Below are 18217 nucleotides of genomic sequence, written 5' to 3' on the forward strand. Positions count from 1 at the left end.
CCACAAACCTTCATACCAGGGGTCTAAAAGGTCTCATGTGGAAGGTTTCTGGCGTACTTATGAGCCGCGGACTATACGATGGCATTATGGATTTTCTCACCGGTACCGGTCTCGCGGCATCCGCAGGGCTTAATGCGTACATCCCCCTTCTGGTTCTTGGCCTTCTTGACCGATACACCCAGTTCGTCAATCTCGGCAGCGGATTCGACTGGCTTTCCAACGGCTGGGCGATCATCATCTTAAGCGTGTTCCTAGCCCTTGAAGTCGTGGCTGACAAAATCCCCGCCGTCGATACTGTTAACGACTTTATCCAGACCATCGTGCGTCCGACCTCCGGCGGTATCGTCTTCGGCTCCACCGCAGTCTCAAACATTGCCGGTTTCAGCGTAGGCGGTAGCGACACCGTCACCGATCCCGAAGCCTACGTGCAGTCCGGTGCCTGGGTTGCCATTGTCGTGGGCATTATCATCGCCCTGCTCGTGCACCTCTTTAAAATGACGACGCGTCCGCTCATCAACGGCGCAACCGTCGGCGTGGGTGCGCCTATGGTCTCAACCGCCGAGGACGCCACATCCGTACTACTGTCCATTGCCGCTATCTTCCTGCCTATTCTCGCTGCCCTGATATTGGTAGCCATTGCCATTCCCGTCACTATGGCAGTGAGCAGAATACGCGCTCGCAAAAAGCGATCACAGGCAGCGACCACCTACTAGTAAGCCGCGTGAAAGCGCAAAAAAGAGGGGCTCAACCCGTAATAGGTTGAGCCCTTCTTGCACGTAAAAACCTTAGATGAGGTCGGTGCCGTTCAGCGCGCCACGCAGGGTGTCGCCACCGAAGCCGCTGTCTTTGAGCGCGCCCAAAGCCTCGGGTGAGAACTTCAGACCGTCCTCGCCACCGCCTGCAGGTGACAGCTTGCCTTCGTCAAGCAGTGACTTCACTGCTGACTCATCAATGCCGAGTGCAGCAGCAACCTGCTCAATGCTCAAAAGATTGTTATCTGACATGGGTCTACTCCTTCTATCGGGTATCTCGTGTTAGTAAGCCTACACGTCAAATGTGACAAACAGGTTACCTGCATCACTGAAGATGCCAATATTGCGGAAGGTTTCGCTGTACTTGCGAAGCCTCCGCCTCGCTGAAGTTTTAGTATTCCCCGCCGAAATCACGCATCATGGTGCGTGATTCACTCTTGCGGTTGACCAGCACCTCTTTCAAAGCCTCTACGGACGCGCGAGTAAAGCGGACGCCGGGCGCGGACTCATCCTGTACGAGGGCGTCCTCACCAAACCATGTCATCACGGAAAATTCGTTGACGCCCAAGTATTCGGCGGTCTCTGCGATGGTCAGTGACTCAGCCATGATTACCTCTTTCTAAACAGCTTTTTAGACAGCTTCGGTAAGCGCGAACCTGTACGTTTCGACGACCGCGAGGAGGCTATTTCTAAGTTCCACCGACCTCTCGGCGAACTCGCGTTGAATCTGTACGTATTGCGCCTTACCTTCGGTAGTTTCAACTTTAACCGGTTCATAACCCCAATCCTTCAGATCGTACGGTGCCGCCTTCATATCGAGTTCACGCACTTCCCATGCCAGCTCGAAGGCGTCCATGAGGAGTTCTGAGGAGACCAGCGGAAGAAGCTTGTACGCCCACTTGTAGACGTCCATGTTGGCGTGCAAACAGGCGGGCTGCTCAAGGTTACGCTGCTGCTCGCGGGTGGGCTGAAGCTCGTTCATGGGTGCTGCCTGCGGCATGAAGAACCTGAACGCATCGAAGTGCGAGCACCTAATTTTGTGGGACTCCACCACCTTATCGGTGCCCTCAGCACCGAGTCGAAGGCCAAGGTAGTCGTGGCGGATATTGTTCTCCACTGACTTATAGGCCATGGCCCACTCGTGCATACCAAAGCACCCGAAATAACCGGGTTTAGCGGCAGTATTGCTCAGAATCTCGCGAGTAAAGCTGACGGCAGTTCCGCGTTTTTCTAAGAAGCCTTCAATATCGACGGTTACAGCGGCGCTCTCGTGCGCCAGCTGTTGCGCACGCTCTGCCCGGACGCCGGCATCCTGCAACTCCTGCGCCGTCACAGCCCGGTAGAACTTCTGATCTGCGTACTCGGGTGCGTCTAACAAAATGATGCCAGCGCCCGGATGCCAGCGCATCATCTGACCGGGTTTGAGAGTGTAATAGGTAAAGAGAAAGTCCTCAACGGGGTGCTTTTCACCGCGGTTACGACGCTCAACGTAGGGGTTCGCGTAGCGTCCGGCGCGCGCTTGGTGCGCCTGCGCTAATTCCTGCCATTCGGCGCGTTCTAAAACTAAGGTCTGCGGTGAAAATTGCATGGTTTCAAGTTTACCTGCGCAAGATGTGACAGTGCCCGCGAGTTCTTGTCAATCGTGACAAGATAGACATATGTCTGGTTCATCGCGTATTCGCAGTGTTCTGTCGCCCGATATGCCCCGGATTATCTGTCGCTGGCTCTGCCCGTCCTGCCCGTGTGCGGATGCTGGCCGATCTCACTTTCACGCGCGATGGACAGCAGGTGAGTGAGCAGGCGATTTTTGATGCCATCGAGCAGGTTATCGCTAACGCCCAAAAATTCTTGGTGCTCGATATGTTCCTGTTTAACCCGGACCACTCACAGGAGCGCGACTACCCGAACCTGTCAGCGCGCATTACGCGGCTTCTGATCCAGCGCAAAGAAGCTGCGCCACAGCTGCCCATTGTGCTGATTACAGACCCCATGAACACCTTTTACGGCGCTTATTCTCGTGACTATTTTGAGCGGATGTGGGCTGCCGGCATCGAGGCCGTTGAAACTAACCTGGATGCGCTACCGGATTCTAACCCCGCTTACTCTGCGCTGTATCGCAGTGTATTGTCAAAGCTACCGGTTGGTGCTTCTGTACTGCCGAACGCGCTACATCCACAAGGTCCTAAGGTGAGTGCGCACGCCTATACTCAGCTGCTAAATTTCAAGGCTAACCATCGCAAGGTGGCGCTCAATGAGCGCGAAGCCGTGGTGTCGTCGGCTAACCCGCACGACGCGTCCGCGCCCAACGCTAACTTTGGTTTTCATGTTGATGGTGCTGTGGTCGCTGACCTGCTGGCAAGTGAACGCGCCGTGTACGCGTTTTCTGCACCGGAGGGCACTTTCTTTGACAATCTCAGCATGGAGGTTGATGCTGGCGATGAGGACGGCGCGGATGCTGCCTCGCTCCTGACCGAAGGCGCAATCCGTACACGCGTGGTAGAACTCATTAATTCCGCGTGCCCCGGTGAACTACTGACCATTGGGATGTTCTACTTCTCAGAACGCAGCATCATCAACGCCCTCAAAGATGTTGCGCGCAGGGGAGCGCGAGTGCAGGTCATCCTTGCTAAGAACAAGGACGCTTTCGGGCGCAACAAAACCGGTTTGCCCAACCTGCCGGTCTCAGCCGAACTTGCGGACGCCGGTATTCAGGTGCGCTGGGCGGCAACTACTGGCGAGCAATACCACCCTAAGTTCATTGCACTTTTGACGCCGGACTCCATCGAAATTATTGTTGGATCGGGCAACTTCACGCGCCAAAACGTGTCAGGTTTCAACCTTGAAACGTCGCTGTACGTGCGCTCCACTCGACCAAAATTTATTATGGAGTTCACCGACTACTGGACCGGGCAATGGGAAAACCGCGGAGCCACGTTCACGCAGAGCCTCGACGAGTACAAGAAACCAGCCGCCTGGCAGCATCTTGTTTACCGCGTGCAGGAGGCAACGGGGCTCAGCACCTTCTAGGCTCTGGCTTCACCCGAAAGCTTACAAGGACGCCCGCCCTCCTTTCCTGCCTACGGCAGTAGGGGAGAGCGGGCGTCCTTTTGAGATAAAACCTTCAGCGACTGCTTATCCATCAATAGGTTTTGAGCGGGCGTTGCAGCCAACTGGCTTCTTCGAGCCGTTGTTCATCAACATCCTTTAAACGCCAGCCCCGCGCCAGTTGATGAACAACGTCCTCAGAAGCCTTAGACGCCTGGAACCTAGCGTCCGGTACCGCCGTATACGGTAGCCTCCCCGTCAGCATCCAGGTCGAAGGCAGTATGAACAGCCTGAACAGCCTCGTCGAGCTTTTCGATGTCGGTGATAACAGAGATGCGGATTTCGGAGGTTGAAATCATCTCGATGTTCACACCAGCTTCGCGCAGTGCATCAAAGAACTTGAACGAAATGCCAGGGTTAGCCTTCATGCCGGCGCCTACCAGCGAAAGCTTACCAATGGAGTCGTTGTACTGAACCTCAGCGAACCCCAGCTCAGCCTTATGGTTGGTCAGAACCTCAACAGCTTTACCGCCCTGAGCCTGATCCAAGGTGAAGGTAATGTCGGTGACGTTCGGACGGTCAGTAGGAACGTTCTGCACAATCATGTCGAGGTTCACGTCAGCCTCATTCAGCAGACCAAACACCTCAGCGGCAGAACCGGGAACATCGGGCACACCCACCACGGTTACCTTTGCCTGGCTACGGTCATGTGCAACACCAGAAATCAGAGGCTGCTCCAAGGGGATCTCCTTCAGGTTCTCAAACTTAAAATCTTCGGGGTTATCAGGAAGAACGATAGTGCCATCAAGCTGCGAGAACGACGAACGCACATGCAACTTCAGACCGAAACGACGCGCGTACTCAACACTGCGCAAGTGCAGAATCTTCGCGCCGTTAGCAGCAAGCTCAAGCATTTCTTCACTGGTAACAGTATCTAGCTTACGCGCAGAGGGTACGATGCGGGGGTCGGCAGTGAACACGCCGTCAACATCCGAGTAAATTTCACAGACGTCAGCGTCCATTGCCGCAGCCAAGGCGACAGCGGTGGTGTCGGAGCCACCGCGTCCGAGGGTGGTAATGTCGCCGGTTTGGCGGTTCATGCCCTGGAAACCCGCAACAATCGCGATGTGGCCTTCATCCACGGACTTCTGAATACGATCAGGATTAACCTCAACCAGACGAGCAGAACCGTGCACACCGTCAGTAATCATTCCAGCCTGCGAGCCTGTAAAAGACTGCGCCTTAGCCCCAAGAGAATTGACCGTCATTGCAAGCACAGCCATCGAAATGCGCTCACCAGCAGTCAGAAGCATGTCCAACTCGCGTGAAGGACCGGGCACAGCGTTCGTGGCTTCCTCAGCAAGATCAAGTAGCTCGTCAGTGGTGTCACCCATCGCTGAGACAACAACCACGACATCATTACCCGCCTTCTGGGTGTCCACAATGCGGCGAGCAACGCGCTTGATGCCGTCAGCATCAGCAACAGAGGACCCACCGAACTTTTGGACAATTAGGCTCATCGTTATCTCCAGTAAAACGTTTCTACATGCCGGTGCGGTTTGCCGGCTCACTTACATCCTATGGTTTTGAGGTCAGCAAACCACATTGTGTAGTGATTACTACTTTATGACGCGCTGTGACATACCCGCAGGTGAGATAGCGCATGTATTACATGGTGGACGCGAGTAGGTGGCAGTTCACGGCGGTATCCGCAGGGTGGGCGTTGAGTAAACCGTCGAAATGTAGGTGAAGTAGCGTGTTCTCGGAGGGGGCGGTAGCACTCGCTATGTCGGTGTGCGTCCGCTACACTGGTGAGCAGGCGCACAGCCGGTGCCCAGCGTCCTCGCCTACCCAGCGCGGTGAGGTACACGCGAAGGAGAGAGAATCTTCCGGCTGTCTTTACACCTTTTTCGACGCGCGTGAACCGTGCCTAAAACGCATAGCTGGGATGCGCCAAGGTAGGTTATTCGTGACTTCTCAGAAAAACTTTAAGACCCTCGTTCGCCAACGAATGGCTGAAACCGGGCAGAACTTTACCGCCGCTAGGGCACAGCTTCTTGAAGAATATGCGCAGCAAGTATTGGCTGCTGAAAATGAGCATCGCACCGTGGTTACACGCTTTTTCAAGGATGGGGCGCTCACCGCTTTCCCGTCTAAGCGCAAGGCGCGGGCGCACGTGTTGCTGTATCTGGTGAATCTCTTTGATGTCGGGGTTACGTATACAGAGAAGGACATCAACGAGAAGTTGCGCGCGCTGTGGCCAGATTTCGCGTATTTACGTCGCGAACTGATCGATTACGGGTACCTGCAACGAGACAATGCGGGCTCTTACTGGCTCACGAGCGTTGCGCCTAACCGGTGGGAGACCGTCCTTCACAGTGAGGCACCGGAGTGGGAAGCGCTGTGGCTACCTGCCTATTTGAATGGGCAGGTACAGAAGTTCAATCTCGATAACTAGGTGGGCGATGATGCTGACTCGTCAATTTTCAGCTCGCACCGCCCTGAACCTTCTGCTGTTAGGCATTTTTGTCTCTGCTCTTGGCACCGGTTTGTCTTCCATCGGTTTTTCTTTGCTTGCCGCTCAGGCGGGGCAGTCTTACCTGATGGCCGCTGTACTCGCTGCTCATCTTGTCCCCGGTGTGGTACTGGGACTGCTGGGAGGTCATCTGGCCGATAAACATTTGAAATGGTGGTGGTGGCCCGCGTCCCTGGTTATTAATGCGTGCATCATGGCGACTGTTGCGCTCACCCTCCACTGGGGCATCATTATAGCGGGGTGCGCACTGATGAGCTCGTGCACTGCGCTGGTGGGGCCGGTAGCGCAGAAACTGGTAGCCCACTACTCCTTGGACGCCGCAAAAACCGGTGCGCACCTGGCAACAGTTCAGGGGCTCGCGGGCGTTGTGGGCGTCGCCCTTGGCGGAGTGGGATTCGGCGCCGGCATCATCCAGTGGATGTTAGCCGCGGACGCGCTTGCCATGCTTCTTTTTGCGGGGCTTGGCGCCCTGGTGGCTACCCCCGGCGTCATTGTTTTAGATGACGCCAGTGACAAGACTTCCTGGACCACCGGAGTACGTCTTCTGTATTCTCCCGGCGTGTTTGGGCTACTGGGGTTCGCCCTCATTATCACTACAGTCACGAGTACCTCGCTTGATGATGTTTCCGGCGTCTTCGCGCTTACTTATTTTCTGGGGCTAACACCTCAAGAGTTTGGTGTCACGTCTGCTGCTTGGGGTGCGGGAGTCATCTGTGGTGGCTGGATGGGTAGGTTCATCGGCGATCACCCCGTTGCACAACACCCGCTGACAGCTTTGCCTATTGGTATTGCTCTCGGGAGCGTCGGGTTATTTCAGCCTTCGTTTGCTGTGATCATCCTGCTTTTTTGGGCGGGCGGAGCAGGAAACGGCATGTTCAACGCTGTCATTAACCGCGTCATTATTGGATCGGTCTCCCAAGAGTTTCAAGGACGCGCGTGGGCTGGTTTTCGCTGGGTGGTGTACGTATGTCTGCTGGCCGGCTACGCCATAGCCGCCTTTGCGGGGCAGGAGCTTGCCCTTCAGCTGATGGCGGTAGCGGGCATATCAGTGACGGTGTGCTCGTGTCTGAATTTGATAGTGCAAAGAAGAGTACGGAGGAAAAAATATAAAATTTGAACTCATGCGGTTTCGAGTACTCGCGGGGAAAGAAGCACGAGTGCAGGAGTGGATGGAGTTTCTCAATGCGAACATGCCAGCAGTAGAAGAGACCCTCGAACCTGAACAGATGTACGTGGAGTCCATCTTCGCTGAGCAGATAGACGGCGTCTATTACTTGTATTGGTACAGCGTGCAGGGCGATAACCCGCAGTCGGTTCATGACTCTGAGCATTGGCTCGACCGTAAGCATCTTGAATTTTGGCTGGAATGTATCGATCCCAACTACCCCGGGGTGAAACTGACGCCGAAGGTCTTGATGCTACTGCCACATGTGCGGGAATCTATGACGCCTCTACTGTAAGGTGCAGAAGTTCAGCCTCTAAACCGCGTCCTTCTTTTGGACGCTAGATAAACTTTCGGGCGTGGACTTCAACAGTCCACGCCCGAAAAGGATAGTCCGCGCTTGCGGTTTAGCGGCCGAATAGGCCCTTGCTGAAAGGCAAGAAACGAGTAATCTTGCGCCCTAGCAGTTTCTGGACGATCTTACGCGCGGTCTTATTCTTGAACAGGAAGAGAGCCACCTTCAACGGCACGGATGCGGGAAGGTACTTCAAAACCAGCATGATAAGTTTCTTTTTCTGGAGGATGCTCATAGTTTCTCCTTTGAGTAGACTGCCAATAAGTATACTGCCCAATTCTGAAAGTGTGTGAAAACTTCGGGGATGCATCCTGTCAGCTGTGGCGAGGTCCCAGGTTTTGTTCGAGTTCCCACTTAATGACAGGGAACTCGGGCAAAAAGTGGGAACTCGAGCGACTCATCGGATCCTATTCCCAGGGGTTCACGTACGTCTTCCCCGGAATAGGCGGAACATCCGGCTTTGCAGTGCGCAGCGGCGTCTTTCGCAATTCGGCCAACTGTCGCTCGTATTCCGCACGACGCGCGTCCTGACTCTCGCTAGCATCCTGCGACGTCGCTTCTTCCTCATCGAAAGCCGCAGCGGCACGTTCCTCTGCCGTCATTGAACCGGGGACGCGACGTGGAGCCTCCTGCCCAGCGGCGTCATTACTCTCTTGCGAAGCACCAAACTGGTCACTGGCTACCGGTAACGCCTGAATTTCCTGTTCTAACAAAGCCTCATTCAGACTGCCCTGCTCGCCTGCGCCTTGCCCACCGGCGTCCTGCTCAACCGCGCGATCAGAAGCTGACCCCTCGTCGTCGGTGCTACCTGTGTCTTCAGAATCATCAATGTCATCGAACATTGACCCGTTCCAGCGCTGACGCGGTGCAGACGGCTCAGCCGCCTTCTGTGCCTCAACCTCTGCGGTTTCTTCTTCAACAGCCTGCTCAAATTCCTCGGCAGCGTTCGCCTGCGTAAACCGCGTACCCTCCGAAATAATGCGACGGCCTTCGAGCGCGCGCCCCAGCGTAATCTCATCGGCATACTCAAGATCGCCACCCACCGGCAGGCCGGACGCCAAACGCGAGACGCGAATACCCAGGGGAGTGAGCATACGCGACAGATAGGTGGCAGTAGCCTCGCCCTCAAGGTTGGGATCCATTGCCAAAATAATTTCCTGGATGCGTTCATCCGACAGACGCGCCACCAGCTCACGAATACGTAGCTGCTCCGGTCCCATACCCGCCAGCGGGTTAATCGCACCGCCCAGCACATGGTAGCGACCTGTGAAGGAACGCGTGCGTTCCACCGCCACGACATCCTTAGACTCCTCGACCACACACAGCGCAGAAGGGTCGCGACGCTCATCCCTACAAATCACGCAGAGCTTAGTTTCAGAGACGTTACCGCACACCTCACAAAAACTCACGGTCTGCTTGACCTGCGTAATCGCACTTGAGAGTTTCTGCATCTCGGAGGCATCCGCATTCAAAATATAGAACGCGATACGCTGCGCAGACTTGGGCCCAACACCGGGAAGTCTGCCCAACTCATCAATCAAATTTTGGACGGCACCTTCGTACACATACACTCCTGACAATCGTTCAATGCTGTGTTAAGTAAAACCCCGTGGCGGCGAGGAAAATTCCGGACGCTTGGACAGCCCTCGGTGTGCCCGAGATAGAACCTGGGTGATTCGCTAGCAGTCCCCCTCACGCACTCGCGCGGGGCGCTCGCACGTGATTCACGCCAGCCCCGATGCCAGCTAGCGACTCACCCAGCTTCTACCTCTTGAGCCTTAGAAGTTGCTGGTTTCTTCAATCACTTTGCCGCCGAGAATTTGCTCGATTGCTTTTTGGCCCATGAGCACGGTTTCTTCGAGAGCGATGTCTTCATCTGACGGCACAAACTCTGTGGGTTCCTCAACCTCCGGTGCGGCTATGCTGTTCTGTTGCTTAGCGCGGCGTCCTGCCTCAAACTGCGCGGCGTGGCGCTCGCGGAAAGACAATTTCTTGCCGGGAACGCTAGGCTGCGCTGGTGCGGATGCGGGTGCCTCCGAAGCCGCCGGAGCAACTTGCGGCTGTGCCGGCGCACCTTGGAAGCCTTGCGTGCCGTTAGACAGGGGCGGGCGTCCGCCAGCAAGCGGCGCGCCAGCTAACGGCGCACCCGGTTGAGGCGTTACAGCCGGTGCAGGTTGTGCCTGCTGGAACCCTTGAGACTGGGCGAGCTGTGAGGACTGTACCTGCTCACGCTGAGGCTGTTCATGCTGAGACTGTGCTGACTGTTGCGCTGTCTGAGCAGAGTCGCTCACATAGCCAACCCCCGCAATGTACTCAGGCTCATCCTGCGGGCCCTCGTCAAAGTATCCGCCTTCATAATCGCCGTATTCTTCAGCGATTGGACGCGCGGGAGCCTGCGGCTCAGCTACTTTTGGGTTCTGCCCTGCCTGGGGTTCTGAAGAATCCGGCGCATCAGAGTTACGGCTATCATCCACAGAATCGGGAAGGTCCGTTGCGGTAGTACCGTCTGCAACAGGTTCACCCTCGGGCTCAACCGGTTGTGCGGCTGCCGGATGCGAGTCAGCCTCAGTGTCTTCTGCATCGTCATCGGCGGTTGCTTCGTCAGCAGCATCCGGGAAGTACTGAGTATCTTCGGTAGCGTTTTCTACCTGCTCACGCTGTGCCTGAGCGGTTGAATGGTCGACGGGCTCTGAGGCTTCTTGCTCGTGAGCGTCCTCAGCATCAAAACCGTTGGCTGCGCCCTGAGAGAGCTGGTCTTCGGGGTCGTTGCTCTGCTCCGGTGCAGGCTGAGCTGATTCCTGGATCGGTTGGCTATTCTCGGACTCTTCTGATGCTGACTGGCCGCGCGAAGTATCTGATGCTGGGGCTGGCTCACCACTTTGCGGAATGGACGCAACATCCCAGCTCGTGACGGGATTGTTCCAATCGTCCTGGCTCCATTGGGGCTCGGATTGAGTGCGCGGTTGGCCGTGCGCAGCCCATGCGGCTTCACCACTACGCGGACCTTCAGCGATTTCGAGATTCTGAGGACGCTCGTTGTGCTCATTTTGCTGCGGTGAGGATGCTTGCTGCTGTTGAGCCGGGTTCTGCGCAGGCTGGTTTTGGGGCTGCTGAGTCTGTGGATGCTGCTGTGGACGCTGGTTCTGCAGAGGAGCGCCGGGCTGCGGCTGAGACGGCGTGGACTGGCCATTAGCCTGAGCGGGCTGAGTCTGCGAAGCATCACCCTTATCTACCTCGGCACGCACTCGAACCTGCAAGCCTAATACGGCGTTGAGAGCGCTCTCAAGGTCGCCAATATGGTCTTTGACCTGGCGCAATACGGGCATGGTGGCGCGAATATAGAGCTGACCGTTTTCAAATTTAGAGGGGGTGCAGCGCGCCAAGAACTGTTGCGCAACTGGACTTTGCACGCGCGCAATGACGTCATGCCATGCGGTAAGAACCATCTGCACCACGTTCTCGCCCTGAGGGGCTGACTGCTGTGTGGGGTGAGCGGGCTGAGTTGGCTGCTGTTTCTGAGCCTGCTGCGCAGGGGTGGGGTTCGGGTTCTGAGCTTGGTTTTGCGTGGCCTGGTTCGGCGCTGAGTTCTGAGCACTCTGATTTTGCGCAGAAACCTGTTGTTGGGCAGTGGCGTGGGAGCTACCTTGCCCCTGCTGTCCTTGTCGCTGAGAGTTCCACTGCGCCAGGGGAGCGTTGCCCTGCGATGCTAAGGGTGCAGCATTCTGCGCCTGTGTTGGTTCCTGTGTCGGTGCTTGCTGTGACGCAGATGCTTGTGGTTGAGCAGTCTGGCCGCTCACCGCCTGCTGTCCACCTTGGTTACCCTGAACCGAGGCAGTCTGCTTACCCTGCGCCTGACGTGACGCGTTCAGCGCGGCTTGTACAGCGGCGCGTCCTGCCCCTTGGACGGGTGCGGGTTGCTCGCTGAGACCTTGTGTCTGACCAGCAGAAGCACCCGCTGAAGGCACTGCAATAGTAACGTCTCCACCGGAGATGCGTCGTTCAATGCGGTCCAAACGCGCACCAAAACCACCGGCACTTTGATCGGAAGTGGGCAGCATGATGCGCGCACACAAAAGTTCCAAGTGAAGCTGGGGGTTGGTGGCGCCACTCATCTCGTTCAGCGCCGTGTTTGTAATATCCGCCGCGCGAGAGAGCTCGCCCGCACCCAGCTTGTCTGCCTGGGCGCGCAGGCGCACAATGTGATCAGCCGATGCGCCATGCAAAATCTGCTCGGCAGCATCCGGCACAGCCTTGATAATAATCAGATCGCGCAGACGTTCAAGGAGGTCCTCGATAAAGCGGCGAGGATCCTGACCGGTCTGAATCACGCGGTCAACAGAGCCAAAGAGAGTAGCTGCATTGTTGGATGCGAAAGCCTCAATGACCTCGTCCAGCAACTCGCCGTGAGTAAAGCCAAGCAGCGCAACGGAAAGATCGTAAGTGACGCCGTCGGCATCTGATGCGCCGGCAATCAGCTGATCCAAGATTGAGAGCGAATCACGCACTGAGCCACCACCGGCACGCACTACCAGCTGCAGAACGCCGGGAGCGATCTTAACACCCTCTTCATCGGCAAGTTTCTGCAGGTAAGCAGTAAGAGTTTCAGGCGGAACAAGTCGGAAAGGATAGTGGTGGGTACGCGAACGAATAGTGCCCAGCACCTTGTTGGGCTCGGTCGTCGCAAAGATGAACTTGATGTGTTCCGGCGGCTCCTCAACGATTTTGAGCAGGGCGTTAAACCCCTCACGGGTGACCATGTGGGCCTCATCGATGATGAAGATTTTGTAGCGGTCACGCACAGGCGCGAAGGACGCACGCTCACGCAGATCGCGCGCATGGTCAACACCGCCGTGGGACGCCGCGTCCATCTCAATCACGTCGAGTGAACCGCCACCGTCGCGGGAGAGCTCACGGCAAGAATCGCACACACCACACGGGGTAGGCGTAGGGCCTTCAGCGCAGTTGAGGCAACGCGCCAAAATACGAGCCGACGTTGTCTTACCGCAACCGCGCGGACCAGAAAAGAGGTAGGCGTGGTTGACGCGGTTCTTCTCAAGCGCAGTCATAAGGGGCTCAGTCACGTGCTCTTGACCGATAACATCGGCAAAAGTTTCGGGACGATACCGGCGGTACAAAGCAGTGCTCACAGCTAAACCCTCATTTTTCGTTCAATTCAACAGGTGCGATGCGCGAGCTTTCGGCGCTCGCGTCAACGACTCTTACCAAGTTTAGCGAGGGGGACTGACAATTTAAGGGTGGTTCACGCCGAGCATGCTAAGACATTTACCTCATTAACGAACGGCCGCGTTGCAGACCGCTGGTGGCAAGCACTGTGCGATGGGCGGGGTGCCGGGGGGCGTCGGATGGGCATATAAAGCAGGACGCGCGTCGGCGGGATGTGCGTCTGCCGGGTGATCGCGTCGAGACTACCTGGGTGAAAAGTGACCACGTAAACGTCAAAATACTCCGAAAAGTAGGGTGATTGTGACGTTTTTATGGTCACCTTGACGGTTTTGTGGTCACACCCGCGGCAGAAACGGGCAGGCAGGAGGCGAGGGCTATCACCCGGATGCGGACGCGGGCGTTAAACAAAAAAGACCCCTCACGCACCCGTCAGAGCCCAGATACCCTTGCTACCTTCCGGTCCTGGGGGAGTTCTCCAAGATAACGCCACGTGAGAGGCAAGTAAAAGTCTACAGTAAAGATATAGCTGAGGCAATCTGCGACAGGACGCCCTAGTCAGCAACACCCTTCTTGCCAATCCATCTGCTCCCTAAATCAAGGATGCGAGCTTACACGCCTGCCTATAGTAAGACCTTGCACTCGCCTCACCTTCTGTCTTTAGTCGTTATCGGCGTTCTCACTGAGCTACCTCTAATTGCGAACCGTACACCTTATAAGGTAAGCTCGTATCTGTTCGCTTTCGTGACTGCGTATTTTGTGCAGAAGCAACGCTTGGAGGATTCGCCTAGCGGCCTATGGCGCACGCCTGGAACGCGTGTTGGGTTCACGCCCTCAGGGGTTCAAATCCCCTATCCTCCGCTATGAGAAAAGCCCCGGCTCATGTGAGCCGGGGCTTTTTAGTGTCTGTGCGCCGCCCCCTAGTTGGCGGGTATGGGGGGGATAGGCTGAACCCATGTCTACTATTGCAATTGCTGGAGCTTCCGGTTTTCTTGGAAAGCTCATTGTTGAAGAATCAAAGAAGCGCGGCCACGAGCTCGTTGAGATTTCCCGTTCAAAGGGTGTCAATCTAAGCACTGGCGAAGGCTTGGCTGATGCGCTCAAGAAAGCGGACGCTGTAATCGATGCTTCGCAGGTGGCGACTCCTGACGCTGCTGACCCCGTCCAGCCGATTGTTGATGCTGCTCAGACTCTGACTCGAGTGGCGAACGATCAGGGTGTTGAGCGCGTCGTGATGCTTTCTATCAACGGTGTTGAGAAAGAGAACTTGCAGGAGTTCCCTTTCTACAAGGCGCGTTTTGAGCAAGAAGGTGTAATCACAAAAAATGCCAAGTTGCCCGTCGTGGTGCGTAGTGCTCAGTGGTTTGAATTTGTGCTGAATCCCGCGGGCACCGAAGAAGCCGATCATGAAGTTCGCGTGCAGAACTGGGACATTCAGCCGGTAGCTACCCGTAGCGTCGCCCGTTTCTTGGTAGAAGCCGCAGAGGGTGAGCACGGTGAAGGTGTGGTGACCGTCGCCGGTGCTGAGCGCATCACCCTGCCACAGCTGACTGAAAAGGTTCTCGCAGCTAGGGATGATTCTCGCAAGGTGGTGACTGTCGACCCTGCGCTTGAAGGTTTGGGTGACGGTTCGCTTCATGCTCCTGCGGATGCGGTTATTCTTGAGCCGAACATCGAGCAGTGGGTGCGCGAGCAGGCATAAGGCGGTACTGGCCTCTGCCAAACCACCTCACCTTACCCCACCGCTCCTGTTCTCGGCGTTTAAGGCGTTTAAAGAGTCAGGACACGAAAACCTCCCACTGACGTGGTGTGAAACACCGAGAGGTTGTTTGTCACCACTAAACAGCCCACAAAATACCCGCACTTTGTTGCTTGTCCTGGCGTAAGGCATCTGCATAAAGTAAAGGTGACTGTCTATATGCCTTGTGACGGGTAAGTCCCCAACTTGCCGGTAGTCACAAGACATACATACTGGCTGTAACCACCTGAAATCCCCGTTTGAGGTTGCTACAGCAGGCATGAGAACCACAACTTATTGCGATGCAGCACCATTGCACCCGTGGATTCTTGGCGCAGTCCTATCTTTATCGACAATCCCAGGAAAATCCCAGACATATGGCTAATATCAGCTTTAACTCCCCGTACCTCAACGGTGTTGAACTGACCAGCAGAGAAGGCTGGTTTTTCGCACGCAAACTGTGTGCAGCACCTACCGCAGCACGCGCATCCGCTATTGAATCAATGGGCGTGGACGCGTGGATCGAGAAACAGCTAAACCCTGATTCTCTGACCGAAAGCGCCCAGTACAACAGCGAGCGCAAGGCAATTTTCCCTTCGTGCTTTATCAAGGCACCGGCGGGTAAGACTCTCGATAAGAATTTCTACGACACCTATCACGGTGGTAATCGTCACAAAAACTATGATGTGGCGACTTACGTTCTAGAGGCAGCTTTCCACCGTAGTTGGGCATCTGAGAAGCAGTTACAGGCTAAGATAGCTCAGTTTTGGGCTGATACTGTGGCTGCAAGCATTGAGAAGTCACCGGATGGTTTTCACGACTACGTGAACGTGCTTTTTGATGGCGCCCTCGGTAAGTACAGTGACCTGCTGTGGGAGCTGATCAATACTCGTACGATGAATCTGTTTCTCGATAACATCACGAATACTCAGTTCGCGCTGAATGAGAATATGGGCCGCGAGATTATGGAGCTACACACGTGGGGTACTGATAAGGGTTACTCGCAGGATGATGTGGTTGCAGTGGCTAAGCTCATGACCGGTTTTAAGGGTAATTATGATGGTGTATTGAGCGAGGCTCGTCCTGACCTTCATTTCTTTGGTCCGATTACTGTCTGCGGTCGTACCCTTGAGAACGGTGGTTCTACCGCTGAAGATATGTATGCAACTTTGCGTGAGTTAATTGATTATCTGACGCACGATCGCGGTACCGCCATGCGCATTTCGCGTCGTCTGATTCAGTATTTTGTGGGGGAGCACCAAGATTGGCAGGGGCTTCAGCAGAAAATGGCTGACGCTTATCTTGAGGCTGATACGGATATTCGTCCCGTTCTGCGAATTTTGTTTAAATCTGCTGAATTCCGTGCTTCGGGTGGTCAGACTATCCAGCGTCCGGCAAGTGTCTTGGCTTCGCTATTTGCTTCAGGAAAATTGAAACTCAAGAACACTAATAATCTTTCTGATATGAGCGTTATCTATACACCCTTGTACAGAGTGTTTATGATGCTTAGCTATTACTCGGCCGGTATGCCCTACACCGCACCGGCAACTGACGGTTACCCGCTGAGCCCGCGCGCGTGGATTAATTCCACCAATGTCAATAGCATCTCTAAGTTCTCGCGGTTTACCAACTACATTTCAACGTGGGACGGCAACGCGAAAGATAGTTTTGCTCGCTGGGCTGAGCCTATTGATTGGGCGGACGCGCTGGGTATCACGGTGGGTAAAACCAGCGTGAACGATGCGGCGCGCAAGGTTTTTGTAACCCTCACCGGTTATTCCATTGAGAACGAGCCCAACATTGTGGGGGCTTTGGCAACGTTCGCTAAGAACACGACCCCGGAGGCTGTCTCTGGTGATGCTCGTGTTGCAGATAGCGAACGCATCAGCAGTGACGATGAAGTAAAGCGTCTTGTTGAGGCTACTTTGACCGCTCCCCACTTCTTGCTTGTCTAAGGATTTACCGTGAAACATTTCAAAACACTTTTTCTAAAAGAAGACTCTTTGCATCAGGTGCATCATCACTCGGGTGATGACTCCCGTAATTTTCTGGTGGATACTCGCACCGGTGAGAACATCCGCTCTTTTGATCAGGCAAATAGCATTGCTTGTGAGCGCCTGAGTGAGAATGCTGGCGGTTTTGGCCGTCGTAGCCTGCTCAAGGGCGGCGCGCTGGGTGTGCTGTCGTTGAGTTCTATGATGTTGCATGAGTCGATTTACCCGCGCTATGCCTATGCGGCAGAACCTGTGGGTGATGGCACCGTGCTCGTTGTGGTCTACCTGCGCGGCGGCGCTGACGGGCTCTCACTCGTCACCCCATACAACGATGACCATTACAATGCCAACCGTAAGACCACGCGCAAGTCGCTGTCTATGAACGGTGCCTACAAGCTGGATGGCACCTTCATGCTGGCACCTGAGCTGTCCGGCCTGAAGAAGGCGTGGATTGCCGGCGACCTGTCGATTGCGCACTCGGTGGGTATCGACAACAACACGCGCTCGCACTTTAGCAACTACATCATTTCTGACCGCTCAGCACCGGTGCAGTACAAGACCGGCTGGCTGGCGCGTCTGCTGGATGCCACCTATAACAATGAGTCGCAGTTCCGCGCGTTTTCCCATGCCGGACGCGTCTCTGGCGCCTTCTACGGCCACGACCAAGAAATCCTGTCCATCAACGCGTTCAGCGATTTCAAGGTATCGACCTCCTTCAAAGACACTGAAACCATTTCTGCGGTGGCTTCACGCATCAGCCGAAATGTCGGTGGCGATTTGGGTGTCAGCGTCAAGACCACCCTCGGTGCTATGAACCAGGTTCAGGAGATCTCAAACGCCGGTTACAAGCCTGAAAACGGTGCCGATTACCCCGACACCGCGCTGGGCGCCGGTATGAAGGATATCGCTCAGATTATTAAGGCAAACAAGGGTGTGCAGGTAGTGACCGTTGACCAGGGTGACTGGGATACCCACCGTGGACAGGCAGATCGCCTGAATACCTTGGCAAAGGACTTGGGCGATTCCCTCGGCGCTTTCTACCAAGATATGGGTGCACTTCGTATGCAGAACGTCGTGGTCATGACTGTCTCTGAATTCGGCCGCACCACGGTAGAAAACCAGTCGCTAGGCACCGACCACGGCGCGGGCAACTTCTCATTCGTGCTCTCCGGCAAAGCAACCGGACGCATCGCCGGCGGCTCGTGGGGCGGACTCAAGAACGATGACGATAAAGACAACGCCATCCGCACCGACTACCGCTCAGTTGCTGCTGAAGTGATGTCGAAGGGCCTTGGCGTGGATTCCGCCCGCATCGCCCAGATCTTCCCCGAATTTACGCCCAAGCCGGTTGGTCTACTCGCATAAAGAAAAGACTTTCTTAACCAGCTTATAAAGTGCTCCCGATCTGATGCACCAGACCGGGAGCACTTTATTTAACAACGATTTTTAGAACA

The 18217-nt window shown here is 55.4% G+C and carries 15 protein-coding genes, 1 tRNA gene and 1 other RNA gene; 9 read left to right on the forward strand and 8 right to left on the reverse strand.

Annotated features, from left to right (window positions below):
- Positions 1-59 precede the first annotated feature (59 nt).
- On the forward strand, positions 60-713 hold the full coding sequence (locus HF984_RS02730) for a DUF4126 domain-containing protein (RefSeq protein WP_210729533.1): 654 nt from the start codon (positions 60-62) through the stop codon (positions 711-713).
- Between the two features lie 72 nt (positions 714-785).
- On the opposite strand, the gene HF984_RS02735 is transcribed toward HF984_RS02730, so the two are convergent.
- The 3 genes from HF984_RS02735 to HF984_RS02745 all read right to left on the reverse strand — a co-directional run bounded on the left by HF984_RS02735 (position 786) and on the right by HF984_RS02745 (position 2340).
- Complete coding sequence (locus tag HF984_RS02735; RefSeq protein WP_168614155.1) at positions 786-1004, reverse strand: helix-turn-helix domain-containing protein; 219 nt, start codon at positions 1002-1004, stop codon at positions 786-788.
- 139 nt (positions 1005-1143) lie between these two features.
- Positions 1144-1359: a hypothetical protein gene (locus tag HF984_RS02740; protein ID WP_168614156.1), complete on the reverse strand. Its 216-nt coding sequence runs from the start codon at positions 1357-1359 to the stop codon at positions 1144-1146.
- 24 nt (positions 1360-1383) lie between these two features.
- Positions 1384-2340 carry a 3-methyladenine DNA glycosylase gene (locus HF984_RS02745; protein ID WP_168614157.1) on the reverse strand — a complete coding sequence of 319 codons (957 nt, stop codon included), beginning with the start codon at positions 2338-2340 and terminating at the stop codon, positions 1384-1386.
- A 200-nt stretch (positions 2341-2540) separates the two neighbouring features.
- On the opposite strand from HF984_RS02745, the gene HF984_RS11815 reads away from it, so the two are divergent.
- The gene (locus tag HF984_RS11815; RefSeq protein ID WP_168614158.1) at positions 2541-3779 is read left to right on the forward strand and encodes a phospholipase D-like domain-containing protein; all 1239 of its coding nucleotides are present in this window, start codon (positions 2541-2543) and stop codon (positions 3777-3779) included.
- Between the two features lie 239 nt (positions 3780-4018).
- Here the strand turns inward: HF984_RS11815 and HF984_RS02755 are convergent, their stop codons facing one another.
- Complete coding sequence (locus HF984_RS02755; RefSeq protein ID WP_168614159.1) at positions 4019-5317, reverse strand: aspartate kinase; 1299 nt, start codon at positions 5315-5317, stop codon at positions 4019-4021.
- Positions 5318-5766: 449 nt separating this feature from the next.
- Here HF984_RS02755 and HF984_RS02760 point away from each other — a divergent pair, with 449 nt between their 5' ends.
- From HF984_RS02760 to HF984_RS02770, 3 genes are read left to right on the forward strand one after another with little or no spacing between them, the layout of a single operon-like run.
- Positions 5767-6255 carry a DUF2087 domain-containing protein gene (locus HF984_RS02760; RefSeq protein WP_168614160.1) on the forward strand — a complete coding sequence of 163 codons (489 nt, stop codon included), beginning with the start codon at positions 5767-5769 and terminating at the stop codon, positions 6253-6255.
- A 7-nt stretch (positions 6256-6262) separates the two neighbouring features.
- On the forward strand, positions 6263-7450 hold the full coding sequence (locus HF984_RS02765) for an MFS transporter (protein WP_168614161.1): 1188 nt from the start codon (positions 6263-6265) through the stop codon (positions 7448-7450).
- A gap of 52 nt (positions 7451-7502) precedes the next feature.
- Entirely contained in the window at positions 7503-7793 is a 291-nt protein-coding gene (locus tag HF984_RS02770) for a DUF6176 family protein (protein ID WP_247596415.1), read from the forward strand.
- A 109-nt stretch (positions 7794-7902) separates the two neighbouring features.
- Here HF984_RS02770 and HF984_RS02775 read toward each other — a convergent pair whose 3' ends face one another.
- From HF984_RS02775 to ffs, 4 genes are all read right to left on the reverse strand, one after another.
- Entirely contained in the window at positions 7903-8085 is a 183-nt protein-coding gene (locus HF984_RS02775) for a hypothetical protein (protein WP_168614162.1), read from the reverse strand.
- Positions 8086-8257: 172 nt separating this feature from the next.
- Complete coding sequence (gene recR, locus HF984_RS02780) at positions 8258-9415, reverse strand: recombination mediator RecR (protein WP_168614163.1); 1158 nt, start codon at positions 9413-9415, stop codon at positions 8258-8260.
- A 213-nt stretch (positions 9416-9628) separates the two neighbouring features.
- Entirely contained in the window at positions 9629-12997 is a 3369-nt protein-coding gene (locus HF984_RS02785; protein ID WP_168614164.1) for a DNA polymerase III subunit gamma and tau, read from the reverse strand.
- A 443-nt stretch (positions 12998-13440) separates the two neighbouring features.
- Positions 13441-13537, reverse strand: an RNA gene (gene ffs / locus HF984_RS02790) — signal recognition particle sRNA small type.
- Positions 13538-13807: 270 nt separating this feature from the next.
- Between ffs and HF984_RS02795 the strand changes: the two genes are divergently transcribed.
- From HF984_RS02795 to HF984_RS02810, 4 genes are all read left to right on the forward strand, one after another.
- Positions 13808-13892 (forward strand) — tRNA-Ser (locus tag HF984_RS02795).
- Positions 13893-13986: 94 nt separating this feature from the next.
- Positions 13987-14733, forward strand: a complete 747-nt coding sequence (locus tag HF984_RS02800) for an SDR family oxidoreductase (RefSeq protein WP_168614165.1) — start codon at positions 13987-13989, stop codon at positions 14731-14733.
- Positions 14734-15146: 413 nt separating this feature from the next.
- On the forward strand, positions 15147-16724 hold the full coding sequence (locus tag HF984_RS02805; protein WP_168614166.1) for a DUF1800 family protein: 1578 nt from the start codon (positions 15147-15149) through the stop codon (positions 16722-16724).
- 9 nt (positions 16725-16733) lie between these two features.
- Positions 16734-18128 (forward strand): DUF1501 domain-containing protein, encoded by a 1395-nt coding sequence (locus tag HF984_RS02810; protein WP_168614167.1) that lies wholly within the window; start codon positions 16734-16736, stop codon positions 18126-18128.
- Positions 18129-18217: the final 89 nt, after the last annotated feature.

Origin of the sequence: Rothia terrae, assembly GCF_012396615.1 — a bacterium.
Taxonomy (GTDB): Bacteria; Actinomycetota; Actinomycetes; order Actinomycetales; family Micrococcaceae; genus Rothia; species Rothia terrae.